This window comes from Burkholderia sp. b14 (genome assembly GCF_900156195.1).
In the GTDB taxonomy this organism is placed as follows: domain Bacteria; phylum Pseudomonadota; class Gammaproteobacteria; order Burkholderiales; family Burkholderiaceae; genus Mycetohabitans.
This window is the reverse complement of record NZ_FTPJ01000002.1, coordinates 491,453-516,419: the sequence shown is the minus strand read 5'-3', so window position 1 is coordinate 516,419 and position 24,967 is coordinate 491,453. Positions and strand designations below refer to the sequence as shown.

21 protein-coding genes and 1 pseudogene are annotated in these 24,967 nt (G+C 60.7%); 13 read left to right on the top strand and 9 right to left on the bottom strand.

Annotated elements, in window-relative coordinates; translation table 11 throughout:
- Nucleotides 1-142: 142 nt before the first annotated feature.
- From B0B13_RS03470 to B0B13_RS03455, 5 genes are all read left to right on the top strand, one after another.
- Nucleotides 143-976, top strand: coding sequence for a sulfite exporter TauE/SafE family protein (locus B0B13_RS03470; protein WP_076794351.1), 834 nt, complete (start codon nt 143-145; stop codon nt 974-976).
- Between the two features lie 240 nt (nt 977-1,216).
- The gene (locus B0B13_RS03465; RefSeq protein WP_076794350.1) at nt 1,217-2,188 is read left to right on the top strand and encodes a Rieske 2Fe-2S domain-containing protein; all 972 of its coding nucleotides are present in this window, start codon (nt 1,217-1,219) and stop codon (nt 2,186-2,188) included.
- Between the two features lie 759 nt (nt 2,189-2,947).
- Nucleotides 2,948-3,094 (top strand): hypothetical protein, encoded by a 147-nt coding sequence (locus B0B13_RS18220; protein ID WP_170872321.1) that lies wholly within the window; start codon nt 2,948-2,950, stop codon nt 3,092-3,094.
- A 422-nt stretch (nt 3,095-3,516) separates the two neighbouring features.
- Complete coding sequence (locus tag B0B13_RS03460) at nt 3,517-3,999, top strand: glycoside hydrolase family 108 protein (RefSeq protein ID WP_076794349.1); 483 nt, start codon at nt 3,517-3,519, stop codon at nt 3,997-3,999.
- A gap of 2 nt (nt 4,000-4,001) precedes the next feature.
- Entirely contained in the window at nt 4,002-4,652 is a 651-nt protein-coding gene (locus B0B13_RS03455) for a hypothetical protein (RefSeq protein ID WP_076794348.1), read from the top strand.
- Nucleotides 4,653-5,275: 623 nt separating this feature from the next.
- Here B0B13_RS03455 and aceB read toward each other — a convergent pair.
- The 4 genes from aceB to B0B13_RS03435 all read right to left on the bottom strand — a co-directional run bounded on the left by aceB (nt 5,276) and on the right by B0B13_RS03435 (nt 11,253).
- Entirely contained in the window at nt 5,276-6,871 is a 1,596-nt protein-coding gene (gene aceB / locus B0B13_RS03450; protein ID WP_076794347.1) for a malate synthase A, read from the bottom strand.
- Between the two features lie 215 nt (nt 6,872-7,086).
- Nucleotides 7,087-8,394: an isocitrate lyase gene (gene aceA, locus B0B13_RS03445; RefSeq protein ID WP_076794346.1), complete on the bottom strand. Its 1,308-nt coding sequence runs from the start codon at nt 8,392-8,394 to the stop codon at nt 7,087-7,089.
- A 398-nt stretch (nt 8,395-8,792) separates the two neighbouring features.
- Entirely contained in the window at nt 8,793-10,400 is a 1,608-nt protein-coding gene (locus B0B13_RS03440; RefSeq protein WP_083703631.1) for a DEAD/DEAH box helicase, read from the bottom strand.
- A 583-nt stretch (nt 10,401-10,983) separates the two neighbouring features.
- Nucleotides 10,984-11,253 carry an acyl-CoA-binding protein gene (locus B0B13_RS03435; RefSeq protein WP_076788187.1) on the bottom strand — a complete coding sequence of 90 codons (270 nt, stop codon included), beginning with the start codon at nt 11,251-11,253 and terminating at the stop codon, nt 10,984-10,986.
- 125 nt (nt 11,254-11,378) lie between these two features.
- Between B0B13_RS03435 and tsaB the strand changes: the two genes are divergently transcribed.
- From tsaB to B0B13_RS03415, 4 genes are read left to right on the top strand one after another with little or no spacing between them, the layout of a single operon-like run.
- Nucleotides 11,379-12,131 (top strand): tRNA (adenosine(37)-N6)-threonylcarbamoyltransferase complex dimerization subunit type 1 TsaB, encoded by a 753-nt coding sequence (gene tsaB / locus B0B13_RS03430; protein ID WP_076794345.1) that lies wholly within the window; start codon nt 11,379-11,381, stop codon nt 12,129-12,131.
- On the top strand, nt 12,128-12,673 hold the full coding sequence (gene rimI, locus B0B13_RS03425) for a ribosomal protein S18-alanine N-acetyltransferase (RefSeq protein ID WP_076788183.1): 546 nt from the start codon (nt 12,128-12,130) through the stop codon (nt 12,671-12,673). Before tsaB ends, rimI begins: the two co-directional genes overlap by 4 nt.
- Nucleotides 12,660-13,637, top strand: coding sequence for a uracil-DNA glycosylase (locus B0B13_RS03420; RefSeq protein WP_076794344.1), 978 nt, complete (start codon nt 12,660-12,662; stop codon nt 13,635-13,637). The genes rimI and B0B13_RS03420 overlap by 14 nt, the downstream gene beginning before the upstream one ends.
- The gene (locus B0B13_RS03415) at nt 13,592-14,779 is read left to right on the top strand and encodes a DUF1853 family protein (protein ID WP_237574087.1); all 1,188 of its coding nucleotides are present in this window, start codon (nt 13,592-13,594) and stop codon (nt 14,777-14,779) included. Before B0B13_RS03420 ends, B0B13_RS03415 begins: the two co-directional genes overlap by 46 nt.
- A 141-nt stretch (nt 14,780-14,920) precedes the next feature.
- Here B0B13_RS03415 and thiD read toward each other — a convergent pair whose 3' ends face one another.
- Both thiD and lplT read right to left on the bottom strand, forming a co-directional pair.
- A complete protein-coding gene (gene thiD, locus B0B13_RS03410; protein ID WP_076794597.1) occupies nt 14,921-15,727 on the bottom strand; it encodes a bifunctional hydroxymethylpyrimidine kinase/phosphomethylpyrimidine kinase in 807 nt (268 codons plus the stop codon).
- Between the two features lie 66 nt (nt 15,728-15,793).
- On the bottom strand, nt 15,794-17,098 hold the full coding sequence (gene lplT, locus B0B13_RS03405) for a lysophospholipid transporter LplT (RefSeq protein WP_076794343.1): 1,305 nt from the start codon (nt 17,096-17,098) through the stop codon (nt 15,794-15,796).
- A gap of 201 nt (nt 17,099-17,299) precedes the next feature.
- Here lplT and alr point away from each other — a divergent pair, with 201 nt between their 5' ends.
- The 4 genes and pseudogenes from alr to B0B13_RS03385 form a co-directional block, all read left to right on the top strand.
- Nucleotides 17,300-18,370, top strand: coding sequence for an alanine racemase (gene alr, locus B0B13_RS03400; protein ID WP_076794342.1), 1,071 nt, complete (start codon nt 17,300-17,302; stop codon nt 18,368-18,370).
- A gap of 15 nt (nt 18,371-18,385) precedes the next feature.
- On the top strand, nt 18,386-19,771 hold the full coding sequence (radA, locus tag B0B13_RS03395; protein ID WP_076794341.1) for a DNA repair protein RadA: 1,386 nt from the start codon (nt 18,386-18,388) through the stop codon (nt 19,769-19,771).
- Between the two features lie 189 nt (nt 19,772-19,960).
- Nucleotides 19,961-21,340, top strand: a complete 1,380-nt coding sequence (locus B0B13_RS03390; protein WP_076794340.1) for a hypothetical protein — start codon at nt 19,961-19,963, stop codon at nt 21,338-21,340.
- An 89-nt stretch (nt 21,341-21,429) separates the two neighbouring features.
- A pseudogene (locus tag B0B13_RS03385) lies at nt 21,430-21,680 on the top strand (IS481 family transposase); the annotation flags it as partial.
- 31 nt (nt 21,681-21,711) lie between these two features.
- Here the strand turns inward: B0B13_RS03385 and B0B13_RS03380 are convergent.
- The 3 genes from B0B13_RS03380 to argA all read right to left on the bottom strand — a co-directional run bounded on the left by B0B13_RS03380 (nt 21,712) and on the right by argA (nt 24,962).
- Nucleotides 21,712-22,878 carry a hypothetical protein gene (locus B0B13_RS03380; protein ID WP_139337291.1) on the bottom strand — a complete coding sequence of 389 codons (1,167 nt, stop codon included), beginning with the start codon at nt 22,876-22,878 and terminating at the stop codon, nt 21,712-21,714.
- A 336-nt stretch (nt 22,879-23,214) separates the two neighbouring features.
- Nucleotides 23,215-23,490, bottom strand: coding sequence for an oxidative damage protection protein (locus B0B13_RS03375; protein ID WP_013428666.1), 276 nt, complete (start codon nt 23,488-23,490; stop codon nt 23,215-23,217).
- Nucleotides 23,491-23,552: 62 nt separating this feature from the next.
- A complete protein-coding gene (gene argA / locus B0B13_RS03370) occupies nt 23,553-24,962 on the bottom strand; it encodes an amino-acid N-acetyltransferase (RefSeq protein ID WP_235090864.1) in 1,410 nt (469 codons plus the stop codon).
- Nucleotides 24,963-24,967 lie beyond the last annotated feature (5 nt).

Below are 24,967 nucleotides of genomic sequence, written 5' to 3'. Positions count from 1 at the left end.
AGGACGCGCCGCGCCGTTTGTCTCGAGGCTGCGCAATGGTGGTATCCGTGGGCGTTAATGGGTGGCGTGGTATTCCGGCTCGCGCCGCGTGTTGGGTCGTGCGGCTCGGCGACATCCCAGCGACAATCAGGAGCGCGTAAAAATGATCGAAAGTACTGCGATCCTTGGCGTTGCGGTTGGCCTGGTGTTGGCATTGACCGGTGCAGGCGGTGCGATCCTTGCGGTACCGCTGCTGTTATTTGCGCTGGATCTGAGCGTTGCGCGGGCTGGGCCGATAGCACTGCTTGCGGTGGGCATGTCGGCAGCGGTCGGCGCGGCAATTGGCTTGCGCAGTGGGATTGTCCGCTACCGGGCGGCCGCGCTGATGGCGGTAAGCGGCATGGTTGGGTCGCCGCTCGGCCTGTGGGCCGCGCGCTGGCTACCGAACGGGCCGTTGGCACTCGTCTTCGCGTGTGTGTTGGCGTGGGTATCGTGGCGCATGCTTCTGCAGGGTCATGCGTGTGCCAGCCATTCGGATCGATGCGCGCCGCGCATGAGCATGTCACCGCCTCGTCAACTGGACTACGCGAGCGGGCACTTCGTTTGGACCGCCTCCTGCGCGCGTGCGTTGATCGCGTTGGGTGCCGGTGCCGGATTTCTGTCCGGTTTGCTTGGAGTAGGGGGCGGCTTCGTGATCGTGCCGGCGCTCAGGCGAGCGACGAACGCGCCAATGCAGGCGATCGTCGCAACGTCGTTGGCGGTGGTCGCGTTGGTCTCGACAGCTGGCGTCGCCGTCAGTGCACTGGCTGGACGGATGGACTGGCCAGTGGGCTTGCCGTTCGCCGTCGGTGCTGTCGCCGGCATGCTCGGTGGATGCCGAATCGCCGCGCGGTTGAGTGGACCCCGCCTGCAACAGGTTTTTGCGGTGGTGGCTGGGTTGGTTGCGCTTGGCATGATGGTCAAGGTGCTGTTCGCTTCGCCCGGTTGGTCGGCATGAGCTACGGTGCGCGTGGCGATCCAGTGGGTTTCGCTTGCCGGGTGGAGAAGTCCTGCAATCGTGCTTGCGACGTGTCGAGTTGCAACGGTAGCAGGCGACCACACCGGGCGTCGCGACAGAGGAGCGCCAAGGCGGGATTTCGGCCGGACTTCGCGTAGACTGCGCCAGATCCGCCCGTTCGCCGGCTAGGCGGCTGTGGCGGCGACTGTCGAAGTGCCTTTACGTAAGGAGGCGTCACGCATGCATGCATTGCCTTTGTCGGACAGTAGCGCCATTGACCTACCCGCCAGCGCCTCGGCGTGCGATCTGCGCCGTGTGCCGATTCACCCGGACCACTGGTATCCGTTGGCCTGGTCCCACGAGGTCAAGCGGGGCAAGGCGCTCGGCGTGCAGTTTGCCGGCGATCCGATCGTGCTAGTGCGCACCGAATCCGGCAAACTATTCGCACTGGAGGACCGCTGTGCGCATCGGCAAGTGCCGCTGCATGCAGGCGTGGTCGAAGGCGAGTCCATCCGCTGCGGCTATCATGGCTGGGCCTACGATTGCGGTGGCCACTGCATCGACGTGCCGTATCTTGGGCGGGAGCGCTTGCCCAACGGAGTGCGCGCCTATCCATGTTGCGAAGTGCACGGCCTGATCTTAGTCCTCCCGGGCGAGCCAGCGCTGGCCGACGCGCGGCCGCTGCCGGTACTGCGCTGCGTGGGCCGAAGTCTCGGCGACGACTGGTTGGAAGTGAACTACACGTTTGCGCGCATGGCGGGCAGCCAACCCATGGGCGAGGCGCTGGTGTTTGGCGCTAGCCAAAATGCGGGCAACCAGGCCAATAAGAGCATGATGACGGTGCGCACCTGCTATCCGTACCAAACTTTGCAGATCCGGTCAGGGGACGGCGTGCTGGTCATGGATCTGTGGATCGTATACGTGCCGCTAGATGCGGCGCAGCGTACGAACCGCACGTTCGGCCTGCTTTCCATCCGTAAGCCCAAAATGCCGTTCGCGCTGGACCTAGCCTGGCCGCTGCTGATCTGGTTCACCGAGCGCATCTTCAAGGAGGACCGCTGGATCGTGGAGCAGGAGCAAGAGGCCCAAGATAGGCAGGGCGCGGATTGGAACCGCGAGGTGTTTCCGGTTATCAATGAGTTGCGCGACTTGCTGCGCCACTGTGGCGGCCGCACGGTGATCCCAATTCGCGAGACGGGCAACAGGGTGTAACGTCCCACGGGTCCCCATTATTTTAATCGAGTCCATTTCGTTCTCGACACCGCCCGCGGACGTCGATCTGCGGGTTCCGGACAGCCGTCAATTTTGATTAGCCGATAGATCATTATTGATTTCGTCTGGGTTTGTTTAACTCGTATTTTATGGTCTTTGTTCAGATTGGACTTCTTCATCGAGTGGCCGCGTCATCCTGCGTTATGTTTGCCTTGAGCGGTTTGAGATCATCGGCAAGGGCAAGCAGTGCGACCAATGCATTGATGCACTGCATACGCATTGGCGCGATCGTGGTCGGCACGTGAAAAACCTTGGCCGACTGTGGCGCGATCAAGATCGTGGCATCAGGGCAAGTTTGGATGAGATGTGACGCGGGTCTTGCCGGTGCGGGAAGAATTCAACATTAGGCTATCTGTCGTCCGCTACCTTCGAAATTGACGCAGACACAAACTATCTAACTGCTCAATATTATTGGGCCATGACATGGTGCTTGGGGGCGGTACAGTGGTGTGCAGCGACAGCGGCTGATGAACACGCTTTACCCAAAAATCCAGCAGCAGAGTGCGTTACATGTGTGCGAGACGCTGGTGCAGATGCGCTGCCCCCGTAAGGGCAAGACCCGCAGGGTGTACCTTCGAAGTTATACTTCGACATGGTTCATCGGAATGTGCTCAATTATTTAGAACTGCGTTTTAAAGCAGACTTGGATTCATCGAAAATCCGCGGACGGATGAACCATTCGGATTGTGAGTTGCTGAGATGCTCGAGCGGCCATCACGTTTGCGCTATGCACCGGTCAAGCCGGTGATGCATCGGCGGTGCGAGTTGTTCGAGAGCCTGGAGGCGGTCAATCGTGCGCTGCACTTGGACGACGTAAGTGGGCGTGCCAATAGCGTGATGACATGACGAGACAAATGCCGCAGCCCAAAAAACTTGAACTTTTGTTGAACTTGTGAGAAATTTCATTTCGTCCGAACGAGGGGCATGCAGCGAAATGAGGCATGATGGTTCGCTGAGGCAAGTGCAGTACTGTGGTCTTCGATCCATGCAAGCGATGTTTGGGGCATGATAATGAAAGAGAATACTGGCTTGACTCAACGACACTTTCCTCAGGTGCGCAGTACACACTCAGCCTCTTTTCCCTACTGTCAGTTTTACGAGCACGGCGGTAACGCCGCGTGATAACTGATCAAGCATATTCATTTTTCTGCTCATTGTTTAATGAGATCATGCTGACGTGTGTCGGCGCGATGCGGTGCTTTAATCCAGCTGGTGCACGAATCGCTTTGCGTGCGAAGCGAAAGTGTTCCTTTTTTTGGTAGAAAGGTATGAGCGTTTTCGACGACGCATTCGATAAGCTTATCGGCAACGAAGGCGGTTATTCCAATAACCCTCATGATCCGGGGGGCGAGACGATGTGGGGCGTGACCCAGCGCGTCGCGCGCGCATGGGGCTACACCGGACCGATGCGGGAGTTACCGCGTGAGACAGCGAAACAGATCGCCAAGGCCCTGTACTGGGATCCATTGCACTGTGACCGCTATGACGCACGGGTCGCGTTTCAAATTTTTGATGCCAACTACAACGGTGGTCACGTTGTTATCTGGATGCAGCAGGCCAGTGGCGCATTCGCCGACGGCAAACTCGGGCCCAAGACAATCGCTGCGGTGCAGGCAGTCGATCCTGAGCTTTTCATTATGCGTTTTATTGCCGCGCGCTTGACTTACTTGGCCGCACTGCAAACTTGGCCAAGCTTTGGCCGCGGCTGGGCGCGGCGCATCGCGACTAACTTAAGAGTGGCTGGAGGTTGACCATGTTACCGATTGTTCTTGCACTCGCACAATTCGCGCCACAGATCGCGCATTGGATTGGCGGCAGTCAAGCCGAGCAAGTGGCCGAAAAAGTAGTCAATATCGCCCAAACTGTCACGGGCACGAACACCCCGGAACAGGCACTGGCTGCGATCCAGGCAAACCCAGACCTTGCCTACCGGTTTCAGGAGTCGATCGTTGAAAGCCAGGTCGACTTGCAGCGCATTGCCGCGGATGTGGAAAAGACGCGCATTACGGCTAATGTGGAAACCGCGAAGACGAATGCGGCCGATCGCGTCAATGCTCGGCAAATGGCTTTAACTGAACACGATCACACTCCGCGTAACTTGGCCTATCTGTATACAGTTGGCCTATTTTTAGTGATTGGTGCGCATTTTTGGTTACTGTTCTCTCGCATACCTGTTAATCCGGTCGCTTTTGGCGTGCTCGGCAATATTGAGGGGGTGCTGATCGCGATGGTACTGGGTGCAAAAGAATTCTTTTTTGGCTCATCATCGACGGCAACCAAGCAGGCGGCGGTAATTACCAGCTTCGCGACAGATCCGGACACGCATGTGACGACCCAAACGATGAATGGTACACTAACGTCTGCTCAGGCAACGTTGCCCACTATAGCAAACGGCAAATCATAAATATTAATTAAATGCTGCAAGCGAGTGCAGCAGTTTAGGCGTTACCGAGAACGGTGCCAGTGCGAAGTGAAAAAGTGCATCTCATACGAATTGACGTGCCAGCAACCGCTTGCTCCGAGCGCGGATAAGTCTGCTCGGGCAGATCGCGGAGTGCTAGCCGTCCATTTCTGCGCGCTTACAAAAATTCTTACCCGCCGTGCGGCACTGAATCGGCGCCGTTGGCTCGAAATGTTGCATGAATGCGACGCGGCCACCGCGTCGCTTGACACCGCGATGAGAATTGATAAGCGACGGCACGCAGCAAAGCGCATCATAGGATGTTGGCATCATGAGTGCGAGTCGTGTTCATGTGCTGCAATTGTCTACGCGCGCGCAGTTGGACGGTTCAGTGGGCTAATTGTGCCGAGCTTGCAGGCTGGCGGGCTACGCTGGCCGGTCACGGCCACCATCGCGCCGCGATGCGCCGCATGACGGCAAGGCCGACGTGATCACGCCTGCGGCACTACGCGCGTCGCGACCTCCGGAAAGATCCGGTTGACCAGCGTAATCGGGATCGCTGTCCAGAACCGCGTCGAACCGGTTACGATTGGTTCGGCATCACGGATCGCGCAGCAACCCGATCGTCAGATCGATTCATACAGCGGCAGCGTCAGGAAGTCGGTGAACGTGCCCGACGTCGACATCTGCTCGAAAATCTGCGCGGCCCGATCATACGGCGCAGTGTCACCACTGACAACGGCCTTGACCTTGGCAAGTTCCTCGACGCTCAGCGCGTGCACGAGTTCCGCGGACACCTTGCGGCCGTCATCGAGCTTGCCCTTCGGCGAGCGGATCCACTGCCACACTTGAGAACGCGAGATCTCGGCGGTCGCCGCGTCTTCCATCAGATTGTGGATCGGCACGCAGCCGTTGCCCGCCAGCCATGAGCCAAGGTAATGGATGCCCACGTTGATGTTGTTGCGCAAGCCGGCTTCGGTGATCGGCGCTTGCGGACGGAAGTCGAGCAGATCCTTGGCGGTGACTTGCACGTCGTCGCGTTGCTTGCTGATCTGGTTGGCGTTGTCGCCGAGCACCTTGACGAACGCTTCCATTGCGATCGGCACCAGGCCGGGGTGGGCGACCCAGCCGCCATCGTAGCCATCGCCTGCATCACGCGCCTTGTCTGAGCGCACGCCGGCCAGCGCCTTGTCGTTGGCAGCCGGATCGTTCTTGATCGGGATCAGCGCGCTCATGCCGCCGATCGCCGGCGCATTGCGCCGGTGACAGGTCTTGACCAGCAGTAACGCATACGCCCGCATGAACGGCGCAGTCATCGTCACCTGGGCACGATCGGCGAGGCAGAAGTCGTTGTCGGTCTTAAATTTCTTGATCGCTGAAAAGATATAGTCCCAGCGCCCTGCGTTCAGCCCGGCACTATGTTCACGCAGCTCGTACAGGATCTCGTCCATCTCGAACGCGGCGAGGATGGTCTCGACCAGCACGGTCGCGCGGATCGTGCCGCGTGGGATGCCGAGTGCTTGTTGCGCGGCGACGAACACATCATTCCACAGCCGCGCTTCCAGGTGGCTTTCCATCTTCGGCAGGTAGAAATACGGACCAGTGCCGCGCGACAGTTGCTCCTTGGCGTTGTGGAAGAGGAACAACGCGAAGTCGAACAGCGCGCCGGACACGCGTTGGCCATCGATCGTCACATGCTTCTCGTCAAGGTGCCAGCCACGGGGGCGTACCAGCAGCGTCGCGATCTTGTCGTTGAGCCGGTATGACTTGCCGTTCTGCTCTAATGAGATTGTGTGCCGCACCGCGTCCTTCAGGTTGATCTGGCCTTGGATCTGGTTGTCCCAGTTCGGCGCGTTCGAATCCTCGAAGTCGGTCATGTACGAGTCCGCACCGGAGTTTAGCGCGTTGATGATCATTTTGCGCTCGACCGGCCCGGTGATCTCGACACGACGGCATTGCAGGTCGGCAGGCAGCGGCGCGATAGTCCAGCTACCATCTCGAATGGCTTGAGTCTGAGGCAGAAAGTCGGGCCGTTCGCCGGCATCCAACCGCTTTGCACGCGCCACGCGCGCAGCCAGCAGGGTTTGGCGGCGCGCTTCGAATTGGCGGTGAAGCTGAGCAACTAGCGCGAGTGCGTCATGCGTGAGGATTGCTTCGAAGCCGGGCTTGAGCAGAGCATGAATCTGCACGCCTTCGGGTAGCGAGAGAGGCGAGTGTGCCATGATTTCTCCTTGGTCGGTCAAGCTTATTCAGTGATGCGAATAAGATAGGTGAGACGCGCGTTCGATGAACGCAATCATGTCCTGCATGCCGGATCCGGTACCGGCATCGGGGGCGGACCTTCCTTTCCTTCTTGATTCCGCCGCGCATGCACCACTGCATCGGCGACACGTCGCATGCAGACGCCCTTTTTGTCGGGGCGATCAGCTGACGCGGTTTACGCGACCTTCTTGCTGTCGAAGAACTGTTCGTTTTCGGTGGAGCCATGCAGTGCGGTCGTCGACGCTTCGCGCTCGACCGTCTGCGTGACCGCGTCGAAGTAGCCGGTGCCGACTTCACGTTGGTGTTTGACCGCGGTAAAACCCTTTTCGGCTGCGGCGAATTCGGCCTGCTGCAATTCAACGAAGGCGCTCATCTGGTTGCGCGCGTAGCCGTACGCGAGATTGAACATCGAGTAGTTCAAGCTGTGGAAGCCGGCCAGCGTGATGAACTGAAACTTGTAGCCCATCGCGCCGAGTTCCTTTTGGAACTTTGCGATCGTTGCATCGTCCAGGTTCTTTTTCCAGTTGAACGACGGCGAACAGTTGTACGATAGCAGTTTGCCCGGGAATGCCTTGTGGATTGCTTCGGCAAACTTCTTTGCGTATTCCAGGTCCGGCTTGCCGGTCTCGCACCAGATTAGGTCGGCATACGGCGCGTACGCCAGGCCGCGCGAGATCGCTTGCTCCAGGCCCGGACGGGTCCGGAAGAAGCCTTCGACCGTGCGCTCACCAGTGAGGAATGGCTTGTCGTTGTCGTCGATATCGGAGGTGATCAGGTCGGCGGCTTCCGCGTCGGTGCGGGCCACCAATACCGTTGGCGTACCGCTGACATCGGCCGCGAGTCGCGCCGAGATGAGCTTGGCCACCGCTTCGCGGGTCGATACCAGCACTTTGCCGCCCATGTGGCCGCACTTCTTCACGGCGGCGAGCTGATCTTCAAAGTGCACACCGGCCGCACCCGCTTCGATCATCGCTTTCATCAACTCGTATGCGTTCAGCACACCACCAAAGCCGGCTTCGGCGTCCGCAACAATCGGCGCGAAGAAGTCGATGTAGCCTTCGTCACCCGGATTCTTGCCTTCAGACCATTGGATCTGATCAGCGCGGGTTAGCGTGTTGTTGATGCGCTTGACGACCAGCGGCACCGAGTTGGCCGGGTACAGCGATTGGTCCGGATACATTTCGCCAGCGACGTTGGCATCGCCCGCGACTTGCCAGCCGGACAAATAGATTGCCTTCAACCCGGCCTTGACCTGTTGCATCGCCTGGTTGCCAGTCAATGCGCCAAGCGCGTTGACGAACGGCTCTTCGTTGATCAGTGTCCACAGCTTCTCGGCGCCGCGCTGAGCAAGCGTGTGCTCGACCGGTACCGAGCCACGCAAGCGAATCACGTCTTCTGCGGTGTAGCCGCGCTTGATTCCCTTCCAGCGTGGATTGGTTTCCCACTGGGCCTGTAGTTTTTGGGCTTCCTGTTGGCGAGACATAGCGTTCTCCTTGCTCGAATGACGTATGGGGTAGCCTGGATGACTTCGGTTTTGCATCGCCGAGATTAGCGCTGCGTGTGAAGTCTTATATAAGAGATTAGGCAAACCAAGTCGAGCGGAACAGAGGCGAAAAGCGTTTGGCGGAATATATTTAAATTTTAAAAATCAAATATTTAAAAATATAATTTCATTATATGAAATGAAATTTTCTATCTTGCAACAGAATTTTTGTGCCATGCACCACACATTTTTATGACACAAAAGATGATTTCATATAATGAAATTTTGGATTCGAATGCCAGCCGTACGGTGCAATAAATACGGCGCAAAAAAATGGCGCCGCAGGGCGCCATCTCTCGGAACGTCGGGCCGTCGCCGGCCCGCTCGCGTCAGAACGGTCAGTCGTCGTAGCGTGACGTACGGCGATCGTCATCCCGACGACGCGCCGGCCCGCGCGAATCCGCAAAACCGCCTCGGCCACGGTCATTACCGGCGCGGGTGTCACTGAACCCGCCGCGATAGCCGGCCTCGCGGCCGCCGCCTTCGCGGCTACCACCACCGGCACCGTGCCGAGCGTTGCCGTAACCATTGCTTGTTCCTCGCCCTTGATAGCTGCCGCCGGCGCCCCGCCCGTGGCCGCGCGGCGGCGCGCCCCGACGTGCCGGTGCACGCGTGGACGGTGCTCGCTTGGGCTCGAATCCGGCGATCACGTTGACAGGCAGCGGCGTGCGCACGAATCGCTCGATCCGCTTCAGGGCGCCGACTTCAGCATGGTGCACAAGGCTGACAGCGATGCCGCTGCGCCCCGCACGTCCGGTCCGGCCGATCCGGTGCACGTAGTCTTCTGCGAATTTGGGCAAATCGTAATTGAACACGTGCGTGATGCCGGGTATGTCGATGCCACGCGCGGCGACATCTGTCGCGACCAATACGCGCACGCGGCGTTCACGCAATGCGCGGATTGTCCGGTTGCGCGCGCCTTGCGGCAGATCGCCATGCAACGCGGCGGAGGCGAAGCCGTCTTCGGCCAGCCTGGCAGCGATCACGTCCGCGTCGTTCTTTGTCGCGGTGAACACAATCGCCTGATCAAGCGCGCCGTCAGCCAGCAGATGCGTCAGCAGCCGATCCTTATGGGCGCGGTCGTCGACGTAGTGGATGGACTGCGCAATGTTCGCGCGCGACTCCGGCTCACGACGGATTTCGATCCGTTCGGCGTCGCTGAGAAAGCGTTGCGCCAGCGATCCTACCTTGCCGTCGAGCGTTGCCGAGAACAGTAGCGTTTGCCGTGTGGCCGGGGTGCGGTCGATGATGGTCTCGATATCTTCGATGAACCCCATGTCGAGCATCCGGTCGGCTTCGTCGAGCACCAGCATCTGTAACTGGGACAGGTCGATACGGCCGCGCTCGAGATGATCGATCAGCCGGCCGGGGGTGGCAACCAGGATTTCGGGGTTCTTCGCCAGCAGCATCAATTGCTGGCCATAGGCGACCCCGCCCAGAATGCTGACCGTGCGCAGTCGCCGCAGGTGCTTGCCATAGGTGGCCGCCGCAGTGGTCACCTGCATCGCGAGTTCGCGTGTCGGTGTAAGCACCAGCAGCGCCGGTTTGGCGACAGGTTGCTCGCGGCGATGACGGCGCTCGCCCCGATCACCACGCTGCGCCTGATGCGCGGGCTGGCTCGCGCGCGGGCTAAGCGTGCCGGCTTTTTGCATCTGTGCAAAGCGCTCGATCGCGGGCAGCATGAATGCCGCGGTCTTGCCCGAGCCGGTCGGGCTCGAGACCAGCAGATCGTGGCCGGCAAGTGCAGCCGGTATTGCGCGCTGCTGGACCGGCGTTGGCGCGTGATAGCCGGCGGCGGTCAGCGCGGAGACGATCTCCGGCGACAGACCGAGCGCTATAAAGCCGTCGCCGCGGGGAGTATCGTTGTTCGCCGTGTCGGTGGCCTGTGCAGCGCCGATGGCCGCGCTTGCTGCGGCGTCGGGCTGCGCGGCCATTGACGGAGCCATTGCATCGGATGCCGGCGTGGCGGCGGCTGCGTGCATCGCTGTGGCAGGGGCGGCTTCAGCAGCTGGCGTGGGCACCACCGGCGCGTCGCCGTGCGACGAGGGGGCATCGTTGCCGAAAAGTTCACGCGCCAGCGTGCCGAGTGACGAGGAGGAATTCGAGGTCATGACGATCCTATGAGTTTCGCGCCTGCACGGCGCGAACCGGTCCGGAAAAATGCGAGAGGCGCCAATCGGCAGCCACGATCGTCGGATGCGATGAACGATAGCCGTTCACCAGATCGAAAAACGGGCATGGCTCGTGAAATGCGAGCCGATGTTAGAACCTGTAACGGTGCGAACCGCCCAACGCGGAAACGCGAACCTTGCTTGGTCTACAACCGCACCCAAAAGCGGGCAAAGGTGGGAGGGGACAGTTTCTAAACGGGGATTGGAGCAAAACGCTGCAAAAACGCGCGACCCAGCCAAACAATATAGTAGTTCACCGGCGCGCGAAGCCTCGATTCTATCCGAATTTGCTGCGCTGCGCTACCTGCTGCGAGCAAGATCGCGCTGTGCCCGCCGGCGCGGGCGCGGGCGCGCAGTATCACGACGCGGTGCCGTTCTTCAACGATTCGACCAACTCGACGTATTGGTGCTTGGCGGTGTCCTGCGACGTGCCTTTCAGCGCGGCCCAGGCGTCGTACTTATACTTGCCGACGATATCGGCTAAGCCGGGCTTGTCGCCGTACACGTCACCTTCCGTGGCTTGCTTGAACAGCGCATATAAGCGCAGCAACGTTAGATTGCTGGGGCGCTCCGGCAATTGTCTAACTTCGTTCTGCGCCTGCGCGAACCGCGCATCGATCTCACTCATCGTGACCCTCCTTGGCCCTGTCCATCCATCCTGAACGGCCGAGTGTAGTCGGAACGTGCCGCCCTGTGCTGGAGCAAGTCCTCCAAATAATAGAGTTGACGCGGGCCGGCATTACAATAGCGGTTATGACGCCTCATGCCTTGCTTGCTCTCGATACGTCGACCGAATTCTGCTCGGTCGCGGTGTTCCATCTGCCGCCTGCCGCCGGTTCGCCGCGCGTGATCAGCCGCCATGAGCACACTGGCCCGGTTTCCAGCGCACGCGTGCTGCCCGCGGTACGGGAAGTGCTGGAGGAAGCGACACTCACACTGACTGATTGCGCCGCGGTGGCGTTCGGCGCGGGGCCCGGCTCGTTCACCGGCCTGCGCACGGCGGCTGGCGTGGCGCAGGGTCTGGCATTCGGGCTGGGTGTGCCGGTGGTGCCGGTTGGCACGTTGCTTGTCTGCGCGGAACGCGCGCGCGCATCGGATCCAGATGCAGGACGCGTGCTTGTCGCGCTCGACGCCCGGATGGGCGAGGTCTATTGGGCGGACTTTGCGTGGGACGACACGCTCGCCGACTGGCGGGTATGCCATCCTGCCGCGCTCGCCGCGCCCGATCGCGTGCCGGCTCCGGACGAGCCGTTTACGCTAGCCGGCAATGCATCGTCTGTGTTCGGCGACGCGCTGTGTGCCGCGACGCGGGCGCGCGTGATCGACCCTTGCGCGATGCCGCACGCCCACGCGCTGGCGCTAGCCGGCTGGCGTGCGTTGATGGCGGGCCGCGCGTTGCCAGCGCACCTGGCCACGCCCGAGTACGTGCGCGACAAAGTCGCGCAGACCACTGACGAGCGCGCGGCGGCCCGTGTGCTCAAAGATTCGGCGAAGGAGGCCCGATGAGCGGCGTGTTGATGACCCAGCGCTATCTGACGCCGATGACCGACAGCGATCTCGATGAGGTCGCGGCGGTCGAGCGCGACGCGTACGAGTTTCCCTGGACGCGAGGCAACTTCGAGGACTCACTGCGCAATGGCTACTTCGGTGTTTGCCTGAGGCACGTCACTGGCGTGTTGGTCGGCTATTGCGTGCTGATGCCGGTCGTGGACGAGATGCACTTATTGAATCTGTGCGTGGCGCCCACCGCGCAAGGCCACGGCGCTGGCTTGACGTTGTTGCGCGAAGCGGTGCGCATCACGCGTGCGCGCCAGCTCGGCAGCGTGCTGCTCGAGGTGCGTCCGTCCAATCAGCGTGCCATGCGGCTGTACGAGCGCTTTGGCTTCATCGTGATCGGCCGGCGCAAGAGTTATTATCCCGCGCGGCACCACGCGCGCGAGGACGCAATCGTGATGCGTTACGGCTTGCACGCTGAGGTGATGCCCGGCGCGCGGCGCGCGGGCACCCCGCTGGAAGCGGAACGGGAGCAGGCCGATGGCGCAGCTTGACGCGATTCTGGAAGAGCTTGGCATTGCGCCGTTGTGGGTCCGCCGCGGCGCGGGGCATGTTCATCGTCCTGGTGACGCTGAGGGCGATGCGCTGTCCCCGGCTCGGGACGTTATGCGCGAGGCCGGCATCGCGCTGCCGTCGCAGCCGCTCCAAGCGACGGATGTGACTGTGCAGGCTTGCGACGCGCAAGAGAGTGCAGCGCATGCGCCCTCTCAAGCAAGCCACACGTCGGTTGAGGCCGCGCAGTCGCGAGTTGAAGCGACTAGGGCAGAGGACAGTGCAACTGGACCAGCGGGTGGAGTCGGCAAGGCATTAGAAGGAGTCGAGGCGGCTGAGGGAGTCAAGACGACTGCCGCATCAGCGTCCGGGGCCGCGGCAGACGCGCAACCGGTGCCGATGTTGGATTGGGCAGCGTTGAAGGCGCGCGTCGCGGGCTGTACGCTGTGCCGGCTGTGCGAACGACGCACGAACACGGTGTTCGGCGTCGGCGACGAGATGGCCGACTGGATGCTGGTCGGCGAAGCACCAGGCGAGAACGAGGACAAGCAAGGCGAGCCGTTCGTTGGCCAGGCCGGCAAGCTGCTGGACAACATGTTGCGTGCATTGCAGCTGCGGCGCGGCGACAACGTCTATATCGCGAATGTGCTGAAATGCCGGCCGCCGGGCAATCGCAATCCGGAGCCGGACGAAGTGGTGCGCTGCGAGCCCTACTTGAAACGGCAAGTGGCGCTGGTCAAGCCGAGCGTGATTGTCGCGCTCGGACGGTTCGCCGCGCAGAGCTTGCTGAAGACCGACGCGAGCATTGCTTCGTTGCGGGGGCGTGTGCACGAGTATGAAGGCGTGCCGGTGATCGTCACGTATCATCCGGCGTACCTGTTACGCAGCCTGCACGACAAGCACAAGGCCTGGAGTGACCTATGTCTGGCTCGTGCGATTCATCGCAAGCGCACCGTCGCGCATTGAGCCGCCAGGATCGCGACGCCGGCGTGGCTGCCGACGAGGGCGGCAGCGTGCGTCAGTCGGATGGCCTGGCTGCATTCGCGGCTGCCGCGCGCGGGTGCGTGGATCTCCGGATGCCTGCACATGCCAGCAGGCTCTGCGTTGATCTGCTCCATGCGTATCGCGACGTTGCGGTGCGTGATCTGGCGTGGCTGCTATTGTCGCCCTCGTTGCTTGACGCGCGGTATTTCGGCCCGCGATTGGCACACGTGCTGGCGCAGCCGCGGCAGCGGCAGCAAGCGCTCGCATGGCTGGCACGGCTCGACGCCGATCCGCGTGCGTTGCATGCGGCTCTGGATGCCCGGCCGCAGTCGCGTCTCGGCTTATATGCGGAGCAGTTGCTCGGCTTCTTCTTACAATATGGCCCCGCAACGCGGTTGATCGCTGCAAACCGGCCCGTGCGGGTCGATGGCCACACACTGGGGGAGTGCGACTTTCTGTTCGTAGATGACGACGCAAGGGCGTGGCATTGGGAACTGACGGTCAAGTGCTATCTCGACGTGGGTGGTCCGCCCGGTTCACTGGCGCGCTATGTGGGGCCGAATTTGGCCGACCGCTTTGACCGTAAGCTGACCCGGTTGCTGACCCACCAGCTGACGCTGAGCCAGCATCCACAAATCGCGGCGTTGGCCGCCGATGGTCGTTGGCAGGCGGCCATGGTCGTGTGCGGCTGGCTGTTCCGTCGCTGGGATTCGAGCGGCGTTGGCGATTCGGACAACGTCAGCGTGAACTGCGCGCCGCGCAGCGATGCCGCGCCGGAATCTGTCGCGCCGGATCACTTATGGGGTTGGTGGACATGTGCCGCGCAGTGGCCCGTATTCGACGCGCCTGCCTGGACGATCGTGCCACGTTTGCGCTGGATGGCGCCGCTGCGGCTGTCCGCCGACGACCCGCGCGTGTATCGTGATTCGACCGCTGTGCTGGTGCACTGCATCGACTATTGGCGCGACCGGCCGAATCAGCCATTGATGGTGGCGGCGTTAGCCGACGTGCGCGTCAACCAGGACGTCGGCAACCCGGCCGGCGAGTGGTGTGAGTTGGCGCGCGGGTTCATCGTGCCGGATGACTGGCCCAAACGTGCGGCCGCGTATACGACGGTTCCGTGACCTCGCGGCTGTCTCTGCGCGACGTCCCTGTACGATGTCCTTCTATGTCGTCTTCGTATGGCGTCCCCGGCGCGCCGACCCCGCTCGCGGCGTGGAGTCTGCCTCGCGCAGGTCGCCACGTCTGCTGCCGCTTGAGAACAGCTACCACCATGCGTGACAGTGGTGCAGTGGCCCGGTGCCTTGCCCGACTGAAAGCCGCGTGCTGTGGATCAATGCCTGGGTCAGATAGGTCTTTGCATCGCTGACGGCGTTGGCCAAGTCCAGTCGTTGCGGGCGCAGCGCGGCAATCGCGGCGGACAATGTGCAGCCGGTGCCGTGCGTGCTGGTCACATTCACGCGAGCGCCGGCCAGCCGGGTATGGCGGCTTGCTTCGATCAGCCAGTCTGGACTGAAGTCGCCTGGCAAGTGCCCTCCCTTGATCAGCACTGCGTGGGCGCCTAGCGCGTGTAGCGCATCGCCTTGGCGTGCCATCTGCGCTTCGTCGGCGGCGACGGGTTGGTCAAGCAGCGCCGCCGCTTCATGCAAGTTCGGCGTGATGATGCTGGCCAGTGGCAGCAATCGCTCGCGCAGCGCATCAAGTGCATCGGGCTCGAGCAACGAGTGGCCGCTGGACGACAAGATCACGGTATCAAGTACCACGTGCGCGGGCTGGTACCGCTCTAGTACGGCAGCCACCGCGCGAACGATCGCCGCGTTCGCCAGCATGCCGATCTTGACTGCGTCAACGCGCAGATCGCTGAATACTGCGTCCAGTTGCGCAGTCACGACGTCGGCAGGTACCGGATGCACCGCGGTGACGCCCCGCGTGTTTTGCGCGGTCAACGCGGTAATCGCCGCGGCGCCGTATGCGCCTAGCGCGGAAAAGGTCTTGAGATCAGCCTGGATGCCGGCGCCGCCGCTTGGATCGGACCCGGCAATTGTCAGCACATTCGGAATCATAGGCTCCATGGAAAAAGTGCGCGAAAAGCCACTCAAATAGTCATCCATGCCGCGCTGCGGCCATCGCCGCACGCGTCAATGCCCCTGCTCGCCGATCAACGCGACTGAATCGAACGCGCGCTGATTCGCTGCGTGCCGGCGCATCACGCACCACATGGTCAGGCACACAAGGGTGCCGAATAGCACGATCACCAGCTGGATCGGCACGTTGAACCAGATGAGCACGGCGTACAAGCACAGCATCACGAGCACCGACAGATTCTCGTTGAAGTTCTGTACCGCGATTGAATGGCCGGCGGACAGGAGCACATGTCCGCGGTGCTGCAGTAGCGCATTCATCGGAACGACGAAAAAGCCCGACATGCCGCCGACCACCATGAGGAAAGCATACGCGCATATCAGGTAGGCGGGTACCCGGATGTGGCCAATGTGCCATGCCCAGTCGGATGGAAAGAGCTCCGGGGTATAGAATGACATCGTCATGACCAGCAGACCCATCACGATACCGACGGGCAGTACCGTCAGCGAGCGCTTGAGCGGCACGCACGTGGCCGCGAGCATTGCGCCGCCTGCCACACCGACCGCGACCACGGCCTGCAGCACGGCACCTTCGGACAGCGTCATGCCGAGCGATACCTCGGCCCATTTAAGCACGATGAACTGCAACGTAGCGCCGGCGCCCCAGAACAAGGTGGTGACCGCCAGCGAGATCTGGCCGAGCTTGTCGCGCCACAGTGCGCCAAAGCACTCGGCAAAGTCACGGATCAGCCGGATCGGCCGGTGTTGCTGCTGTGGGTAGCGTGCGCCGGTGTCCGGTATCCACAGATTGAACACCGCAGCCAGTGCGTACACGGACATGATCACCACAATCGCCGATTCTGCCGCGGTGTGGGCGAACGACAAGTGCCGCAGCAGCGGTTGTGCGATGTGCGGACTGATCAGCGCGCCACCCATCACGGTGCCCAGGATGATCGACGCGACGGTCGTTCCCTCGATCCAGCCGTTGGCCACTACTAGGCGCTCTGGCGGCAGTAATTCGGTCAAGATGCCGTACTTAGCCGGCGAGTACGCGGCCGCGCCGAATCCGACGATACCATAGGCCAGTAGCGGATGGGCATCAGTCAACATCGTCACGCAGCCTACCATCTTGATCGTATTGGTGACGAACATGACGCGGCCTTTCGGCTGCGAGTCTGCAAATGCGCCCACAAAGGCGGCAAGTACAACATAAGACAGCACGAAAAACAGCTTCAGCAGCGGCGTCATCCAATTCGGCGCGTGAAGGTCTTTCAGAAGGGCTATCGCAGCGATCAGAAGCGCACTGTCGGCGAGCGAAGAAAAGAACTGCGCCGCCATAATGGTGTAAAAACCTTTCTTCATCTGATGCTGAGCTTGATTCCTCTGTCGGCAGCCGCTGTCGGGCTAACCCGTAGCATGAACTGCTCGAAATGGGTTGTGTGCACGGCTTTATAACACGAAAATACGAACGTTCAGAGTTAGCGCTCGCTTCAGCGACGCAGATCGCGCCGGCGATCGTGCACTTAAATCGTTGATTTGCAGCGACATTAAACTATCCAATCTATGCCTCGCCCGCTCCTTGCCACGATTCACACCGCAGCGCTTGCTAATAATCTCGCCGTTGCCCGCCGCCGTGCCCCGAAGTCCAAGCTCTGGGCCGTTGTCAAGGCCAATGCCTACGGACATGGCTTGGCGCGCGCATTCCCCGGCCTGCGTTCGACTGACGGCTTCGGATTGCTTGACCTCGAAGAAGCAGTCAAGTTGCGCGAATTGGGCTGGGCCGGGCCCATTTTGCTGTTAGAGGGGGTTTTTCGTCCGACCGACATTGATGTGATTGACCGCTACAGCCTGACGACCACCGTGCATTGCGACGAACAATTGCGGATGCTGGAAATGGCGCGTCTGTCCAAGCCGGTCAACATCCAGTTGAAAATGAACAGCGGCATGAACCGGCTTGGCTATGCAGCCGGCAAGTATCGCGCCGCATGGGAACGCGCGCGCGCGTGTCCTAGCATTGGCCAGATCACGCTGATGACCCATTTTTCGGATGCCGAGGGCGAAAGCGGCATCCGACACCAATTAGAAGTGTTCGAACATGGCGCCGAAGGCATTGTAGGTGCGCGCAGCCTGTCGAACTCGGCTGCGACGCTATGGCATCCGCATGCGCATTTCGACTGGGTGCGCCCCGGCATCATGCTGTATGGCGCGTCGCCGTCCGGCGTCTCGGCCGCGATCGAGGGCCTCGGCCTGCAGCCGGCGATGACGCTCAGCTCGGAACTGATCGCGGTGCAGACGGTCGAGCCAGGGGACAGCATCGGCTACGGCTCGACTTTCAAGGCGCGCGAGCGCATGCGTATTGGCGTTGTGGCGTGCGGTTACGCGGACGGCTATCCCCGTTGCGCGCCCGAGGGCACGCCGGTCCAGGTGGGCGGGGTTCGCACGCGGGTTGTCGGTCGAGTGTCGATGGATATGTTGACCGTGGATCTATCCTCGTGTCCGAGCGCGGCGATCGGCAGCCCAGTAGAGTTGTGGGGGGGCGACGTGCCAATCGACGATGTCGCGGCAGCGTGCGGCACGGTCGGCTACGAATTGATGTGCGCGATCACGCAGCGCGTGTCGGTGCGTGCAGAATAACGCGGAGCAGGACGCGTGGCAAAAACAAAGACCGTTTTCGTCTGCAATGACTGCGGTGCGCAGTCGCCGAAGTGGCAGGGCCAGTGCCCATCGTGCCACAGCTGGAACACCTTGGTCGAGTCGGCTGAGTCGATCGCCGCGCCGAACCATCGTTACCAGGCACTTGCCAAGAGCCAGCCGGTGCGCAAGCTCGCCGAAATCGAAGCGTCGGACGTGCCGCGCTACTCGACTGGCATCGGTGAGTTCGATCGTGTGCTCGGTGGCGGTCTGGTCGCAGGTGGCGTCGTGCTGATCGGCGGCGATCCCGGTATCGGCAAGTCGACGTTGCTGCTGCAGGCGCTCGCCGAGATCGCGCACAAGCGGCGTGCGCTGTATATCAGCGGCGAGGAATCCGGCGCGCAGATCGCGTTGCGCGCACAGCGGCTCGGCTTGCTCGATGCGCCCGCCAGCCGGGTCGGCGACTTGCAACTGCTGGCAGAGATCCAACTCGAGAAGCTGCAAGCCACGATTGATGCTGTCAAGCCGAATATTGCCGTCGTCGATTCGATCCAGACCATTTACTCGGATGCGCTGAGTTCAGCGCCTGGCTCCGTGGCACAAGTGCGTGAGTGCGCGGCGCAACTGACGCGGATTGCCAAGCAATCCGGCGTGACGATTATCATGGTTGGCCACGTGACGAAGGAGGGCGCGCTTGCTGGGCCCAGGGTGCTCGAGCACATCGTCGATACGGTGCTGTATTTCGAAGGCGACACTCATTCATCGTTCCGGCTGGTGCGGGCGTTCAAGAACCGCTTCGGCGCGGTCAACGAACTCGGCGTGTTCGCGATGACCGAGCGCGGGCTGCGCGGCGTGGCTAATCCGTCGGCGTTGTTCTTGTCGCAGCACGAGCATACGGTTCCTGGTTCGTGCGTGCTAGTCACGCAAGAAGGGTCGCGGCCGCTGCTGGTGGAGGTGCAGGCGCTGGTCGATACGGCGCACGTGCCGAACCCGCGCCGGCTGACCGTCGGCCTGGAACAAAACCGGCTTGCGATGCTGCTCGCGGTGCTGCACCGGCACGCAGGCATCGCATGCTTCGATCAGGACGTTTTCCTGAACGCGGTCGGCGGTGTGAAGATCGCCGAGCCAGCCGCGGACCTGGCCGTGCTGCTCGCGATTCATTCGTCGATGCGCAACAAGCCGTTGCCTAAGGGGCTGATCGTGTTCGGCGAAGTCGGGTTGGCCGGTGAGATCCGGCCATGCCCGCGGGGCCAGGAGCGCCTGAAGGAGGCCGCCAAGCTCGGCTTCTCGATTGCATTGATTCCGAAGGCCAATGCGCCGAAGCAGCCAATCGACGGCTTGCAGGTGATCGCCGTCGAGCGCATCGAACAGGCGATTGACCGTATTCGGACGCTGCAGCAATAGGGGGACGCAATCGCTACTCTCGGCCGCACCGCCTATCCGTGCTTCAGGCGTGGGATCGGATGTTAACGTTCAACAAGGCGCTCATCGAACGCGCGATGGGTGCGAAAATGAATTTGCATTTGGGGACTGCGGTTAAGCACGTGCGCGTTGGCCGCAAAGTTATCTTTTCATCGATTACTGAGTTTGCCAATGGACTTCGATTTGAATGCCGCTTTAAACCCTCACTCCAGCTACGTGTGCGCAGGGCAGGCGGGCCAACAGCCTGCCGCGTCAGCGCCGCCACGACTGTCTTCCAACGACGCGTTGACTCGCCCCTTGCCCACCCGACCGACGACGTATGATGACCTGCCGTCCGAACTGATTGCCCGGATCGGTGACTATGTACCCATTCAAGACGTGATGCCGTTCGCCACAGTCGATCGCCGCACGTATCATACGATGCAGACCCGGCGCCTCGTCCACCGCTATTGGCAGCGGGCAAACCAGGCCGTCAGCTTGGCGTCAGTCAACCAGCTGCTGAATGAAATGGGGGGCGCGTTGAGCAATCCAGCGCAGTATGTCGAACCCATTGATGCGCTAAGTCAGCGTCTGCGAGCGTTGCCAAAAGCCGAGCGAGTCGAGGCATTCAAGCGCGTGTTTGCGGCCGCAGAGCGTATCCCGCAGGACGGCGTGCGAATACAAAAAGCGCTATTACGCGCTTTTTTTATTTTTCCTCCGAGCCGGCGTGATGAGCTATTCGACTTCGCTTATGCGATGGCGGAACGACGCGCGCCCGGGCAAGACAATATTTGGGCGGAGCTGGCTGACAGTTTGCGGTTTCTTTCGTTCCATTCGCCTTTTGTCGAGCAGCGTTATCAGGCGCTTTTAGATCGGCTTGCGTCGTTAAGAATATCCGAACAAGCGAAGCTCATCCCGGTATTATCCAATTTGCTTCTTTACTTTAATAAAACAGACCCACGCGTCCTTGAACGCTATGCGCTCTTACGCGGACACGCGTTACAACTGCCGCCCTCTCATCAAGGCGCATCGGTCGGCATATTAGCGAGTTGCGTACGGATTTTGCCGCAAGCGCAGCAGTTTGCCCAATACACGCGGATGCGTGATTGGGCGCTGTCGCTGCCTGATGAGCAGTGGGGGGTTGCTTTGCAGTATTTGCCCGAAGGGCTTGAAGAGCTGTCGTATGAACAACGTGCGCAGGAGCTGACGTTGCTTGAGGGTCATTTAGCGCGCGTGCCTATGTCACAGCGTGTTTCGGCAGCGTTTGGACTACTCAAATGCCACTTGTTTTTGGACGATGTACAAATGAAGCGGGCCTGGCGGCAAGGTTTGAACCTACTGAATGATGCGGGCGAAGCCGCTTTATGGGATTTGCTTCGCCAACTTCGGGCCGCTTGGGTGTTATCTGAGTTCAGCAATTTCAGATGGGAAATGGCGGTGGAGGAGATTACGCGCTTTATGGAGGCCAGCCAGTTCTCCGAGCCGGCGCGGGCGCGATTCCGGGCCAATGTAGATTGGCTCAGAAGTGAGCCAATAATATTTATTGAAACTGAACCCAGTATGCTTCGTTGATTCAACGCCGGAACAGATACCGACGTGCCATCGGCGCGCTGGCAAGGGTTCGTCGTTGTCGTCATGCCGCGCGATTACGTTGGGTGCACATGTATTACGAGGCCGGCAACGCCGGCCTCGTGTGCGCGGTGCGGCATCTTTCGACCGACACTTCGCAAATGGCTACGCCGCTATCAGGAAGCCGGCAAAGCAGGCCTGCCATCCCAAAGCCGCCGTCTACACCGACCGAATTCCAAGCCAGAAGGTTATCGAGGCAGATCGAGCAACGATCCTCCGACTGCGTGCTGAGCACAAAGGCGCGCGGCAGATCCAGAATGAACCTCGATTGCACGAGTCAAGGAGCAAATTGCACGCCATCGGCAGCGCACGGTTCACTCCTTCGGTGTCTTTTCCGCGGGCTGGGCAGAAATGATATTGGCGACAGGCCGGATGTCGGCTTGTCCGCTTCTGGCAAGTTCTCTCACCTTATCCTTATCGCGGATACCAAGATATACAGAACCACCACCATCTAAGTTGAGCGTGGAAACGCCAATCCCATTGGCAGCGTTTTTATATTTCCCTGCTGGATCAGCACCAGTTGCCGTGATATCTTGCCATGAAACCATTTCCACACCCAGGCCTCGTTTGCCGCCTGTTGTTGTCAAAGTATGCATGACTAAGTCATCTGGTTCGCCAGACACTCCGGGGCGCACACTCACCGCGGCCCGCTCATTGCGCTCGCTAGCATGAGTCAGCGCGCCGGCAAATTTGTTTAATGGGTTTTCCTCCTCGGCGTTGCGATATTGGAATCGGTCATCGTTGCTGTCCAACTTCGTCTTCTGTCCATTCAATGCGAGCACTGGACCGCTCGTGACGCCGACTTTACCGTCCGCTTGTAGTTGACCGTAGTCATTCCGCCAAGGCGGAGCGACGTCGACATGGTCGCCTCGAGTTGCGGTTGGGCCCACCGGCCTGCCAACGTCATTTTCTTTTGCTGACTTTTCATCGTTTCCTTGAACAATCTTAAGTCTGGTTTTGTGCACGAAGTACCCGCCGTTAATAAAGGCGGACCCTTCCGGCGCTGCCGCTGCAAGGTCTGAGGGGAACTCCGGCTCCTCCCCTTCCTTTGTCCCGATCACTTTACCAGACTCCGCTCCACCTTTTACAACAACCATATTGTAAGTCGCGATATTCCCATCTTTATCGCTCGGAAGCCTATCTCGGATCCTTTTAAGCGGCGTGTCTGGAGGACTCGCGCCGACAGAGCCACCTTTGATCGTAATCTGGATGACTCCCGTACCGTGGCTTTGTACCTTGACGATCTTCTCCCGCACGAAATGCCCTTTGGCTCGAGCGGCGAAACGAGAAAGTGCCTTGGCGGCGCTGGGATTGTCTTTAAGCTTATTTCGTATCGCCTCGAACTCGTCAGTGTTAGATAATGGGCTGGTCGGTGCAGAGGATGCGCTCTTAGACGGTGACGGCGCACGGGGCGGCGAAGTTTGCGTATTCGTATTCTGCGCTTCGAATTCGGTCTGGTGAGAAGTAATGGTCAGTTTCAATTTAGGACCCCTATTTGGTTCCACGGCAGTTATGTCGACAAGCTATTATTCAAGATAAAGCGATGTTGCCTCTGCCGTGAGTGAAAACGACGTGCTTCAGTTACGTTATAGGCGTGCTGTTTTGACTGTGATAGCGCAGCACGAAGTCCAGACGTCAAAAACGAAGCGTCTTCCAGCGGGTGGAAATTGGCTGAATAGAAGGACAAGTGACGGCCGACGCTGCATCATGCTGCGTCCAGCCTCTTGACGATGTGCGGGTCGTCGTCGCCGACCACCAGCGTGCGGCAATGGTGGCCGGCATGCACCGCCGGCCGATGTCCGGCACGGCCACACCGCTTAGCCGTTGGCGGGCGGCACGTAGCCCGACGCGACGTCCGCGCCTTCGCCAAAGAAAAATTTTTCAGTTTGTTTTAACAGATATTGGCGCGCGCGCGGATCGGCCATGTTCAGACGGTTTTCGTTGATCAACATCGTCTGCTGCTTGAGCCACGCCTGCCATGCTTCCTTCGAGATGCTTTCGAAGATGCGTTTGCCAAGCTCGCCCGGCAACGGCGGAAAGTCCAATCCTTCCGCCTCTTTGCCAAGTTTTGCGCAGTGAACCATTCGAGCCATCAGACTTCTCCTTTGATATGGGGGTGGGGCGGGGTGCCGACGTGCGGATTCCCCGCGCGTGCTCAGAGCTGCTTGATCAGCACGAGCGACTTGCGCTGCCAGTTGTACAGGCGGCGCCGGTCCTCGGGCAGGTCGTTGACCGTCGCCTTGACGAAACCGCGTTTGAGGAACCAATGCTCAGTGCGGGTCGTCAGCACGAAAATCCGCGTCAGGCCGCGCGCCCGGGCGCGTTGCTCGATGCGCTTGAGCAGACGCTCGCCGTCGCCGGTGCCCTGCGCCTCCGGTGCCACGGTCAGGCACGCCATCTCGCCGATCCGCTCCTGCGGGTATGGGTACAGCGCCGCGCAACCGAACAGCACGCCATCGTGCTCAATGACTGAGAAGTGATCGATGTCACGCTCGATCTGGTGGCGGTCGCGCCGCACCAGCGTGCCGTCCGTCTCGAGTGGCTCGATCAGTTGCAGGATGCTGCCGACATCGTCCGGCACTGCCTCACGCAGGCTTTCTAGATTCTCGTACGAGATCATTGTGCCGACCCCGTCGTGCAGGAACAGCTCCAGCAGGATACTGCCGTCCAGCGCATAGGGGATGATGTGCGAGCGCGGCACGCCACCGCGGCACGCGCGGATCGCATGCTTTAGGTAAAAGTCCGCATCTGCGCGGTCCAACTCGCCCGTATGAGCTTCGTAGATTCTCTGTGCGTCATCCAGCGACAGCTCACGGGTCAGTTCACCGTCGCCGTCGATCACGCCGGGCGTCTCGGTGATGAAGATCAGCTTGTCGGCACGTAGCGCGATGGCCGCGGACGACGCGACATCCTCCATCGACAGATTGAACGCCTCGCCGGTCGGCGAGAATCCGAGCGGCGACAGTAACACGATCTTGTTGCTCTCCAGCGAATGCCGAATCGATTCGGCATCGATCTTGCGCACCACGCCGGTATGTTGGAAATCGACGCCATCGAGTATCCCGACCGGCCTCGCGGTGACAAAATTGCCGGATACGACGCTGATATGCGCGTGCGCCATCGGCGTATTGGGTAAACCTTGGCTGATTGCCGCTTCGATGTCTAGCCGCACTTCGCCGGACGCTTCTTTGGCCGCTTCTAGCGCGCGTGCATCGGTGATCCGCATGCCGCCCGCGAACAACGACTCGACCTGGTGCAGGTTTAACTGTTCCTCGACCTGCGGGCGGGAACCGTGCACCAGTACGATCTGAATGCCCATCGCATGCAATAATGCGACATCCTGCACCAGCGCATTGAGCGCGCCCGCTTGCATCAATTCGCCGCCGAACGCGACGACGAACATCCGGTTGCGGAACGCATGGATGTACGGTGCAACCGATCGCAGCCATTCGACGAATTGAGCGTGATTCGCGGTGTATTCGATGGCGGCGCTCGTCTGGCCGCCGGCCACGGCGAGGCCGCTGGCCCTCGTGTCGCGGCGGGCGAGATCGTTTTGTGCAGTCATGGCCG

Coding starts and splice junctions, on each gene's coding strand:
- B0B13_RS03470 (WP_076794351.1), top strand. CDS start 143: ATGATCGAAAGTACTGCGATCCTTGGCGTTGCGGTTGGCCTGGTGTTG.
- B0B13_RS03465 (WP_076794350.1), top strand. CDS start 1,217: ATGCATGCATTGCCTTTGTCGGACAGTAGCGCCATTGACCTACCCGCC.
- B0B13_RS18220 (WP_170872321.1), top strand. CDS start 2,948: ATGCTCGAGCGGCCATCACGTTTGCGCTATGCACCGGTCAAGCCGGTG.
- B0B13_RS03460 (WP_076794349.1), top strand. CDS start 3,517: ATGAGCGTTTTCGACGACGCATTCGATAAGCTTATCGGCAACGAAGGC.
- B0B13_RS03455 (WP_076794348.1), top strand. CDS start 4,002: ATGTTACCGATTGTTCTTGCACTCGCACAATTCGCGCCACAGATCGCG.
- aceB (WP_076794347.1), bottom strand. CDS start 6,871: ATGGCACACTCGCCTCTCTCGCTACCCGAAGGCGTGCAGATTCATGCT.
- aceA (WP_076794346.1), bottom strand. CDS start 8,394: ATGTCTCGCCAACAGGAAGCCCAAAAACTACAGGCCCAGTGGGAAACC.
- B0B13_RS03440 (WP_083703631.1), bottom strand. CDS start 10,400: ATGGCTCCGTCAATGGCCGCGCAGCCCGACGCCGCAGCAAGCGCGGCC.
- B0B13_RS03435 (WP_076788187.1), bottom strand. CDS start 11,253: ATGAGTGAGATCGATGCGCGGTTCGCGCAGGCGCAGAACGAAGTTAGA.
- tsaB (WP_076794345.1), top strand. CDS start 11,379: ATGACGCCTCATGCCTTGCTTGCTCTCGATACGTCGACCGAATTCTGC.
- rimI (WP_076788183.1), top strand. CDS start 12,128: ATGAGCGGCGTGTTGATGACCCAGCGCTATCTGACGCCGATGACCGAC.
- B0B13_RS03420 (WP_076794344.1), top strand. CDS start 12,660: ATGGCGCAGCTTGACGCGATTCTGGAAGAGCTTGGCATTGCGCCGTTG.
- B0B13_RS03415 (WP_237574087.1), top strand. CDS start 13,592: ATGTCTGGCTCGTGCGATTCATCGCAAGCGCACCGTCGCGCATTGAGC.
- thiD (WP_076794597.1), bottom strand. CDS start 15,727: ATGGAGCCTATGATTCCGAATGTGCTGACAATTGCCGGGTCCGATCCA.
- lplT (WP_076794343.1), bottom strand. CDS start 17,098: ATGAAGAAAGGTTTTTACACCATTATGGCGGCGCAGTTCTTTTCTTCG.
- alr (WP_076794342.1), top strand. CDS start 17,300: ATGCCTCGCCCGCTCCTTGCCACGATTCACACCGCAGCGCTTGCTAAT.
- B0B13_RS03390 (WP_076794340.1), top strand. CDS start 19,961: ATGGACTTCGATTTGAATGCCGCTTTAAACCCTCACTCCAGCTACGTG.
- B0B13_RS03375 (WP_013428666.1), bottom strand. CDS start 23,490: ATGGCTCGAATGGTTCACTGCGCAAAACTTGGCAAAGAGGCGGAAGGA.
- argA (WP_235090864.1), bottom strand. CDS start 24,962: ATGACTGCACAAAACGATCTCGCCCGCCGCGACACGAGGGCCAGCGGC.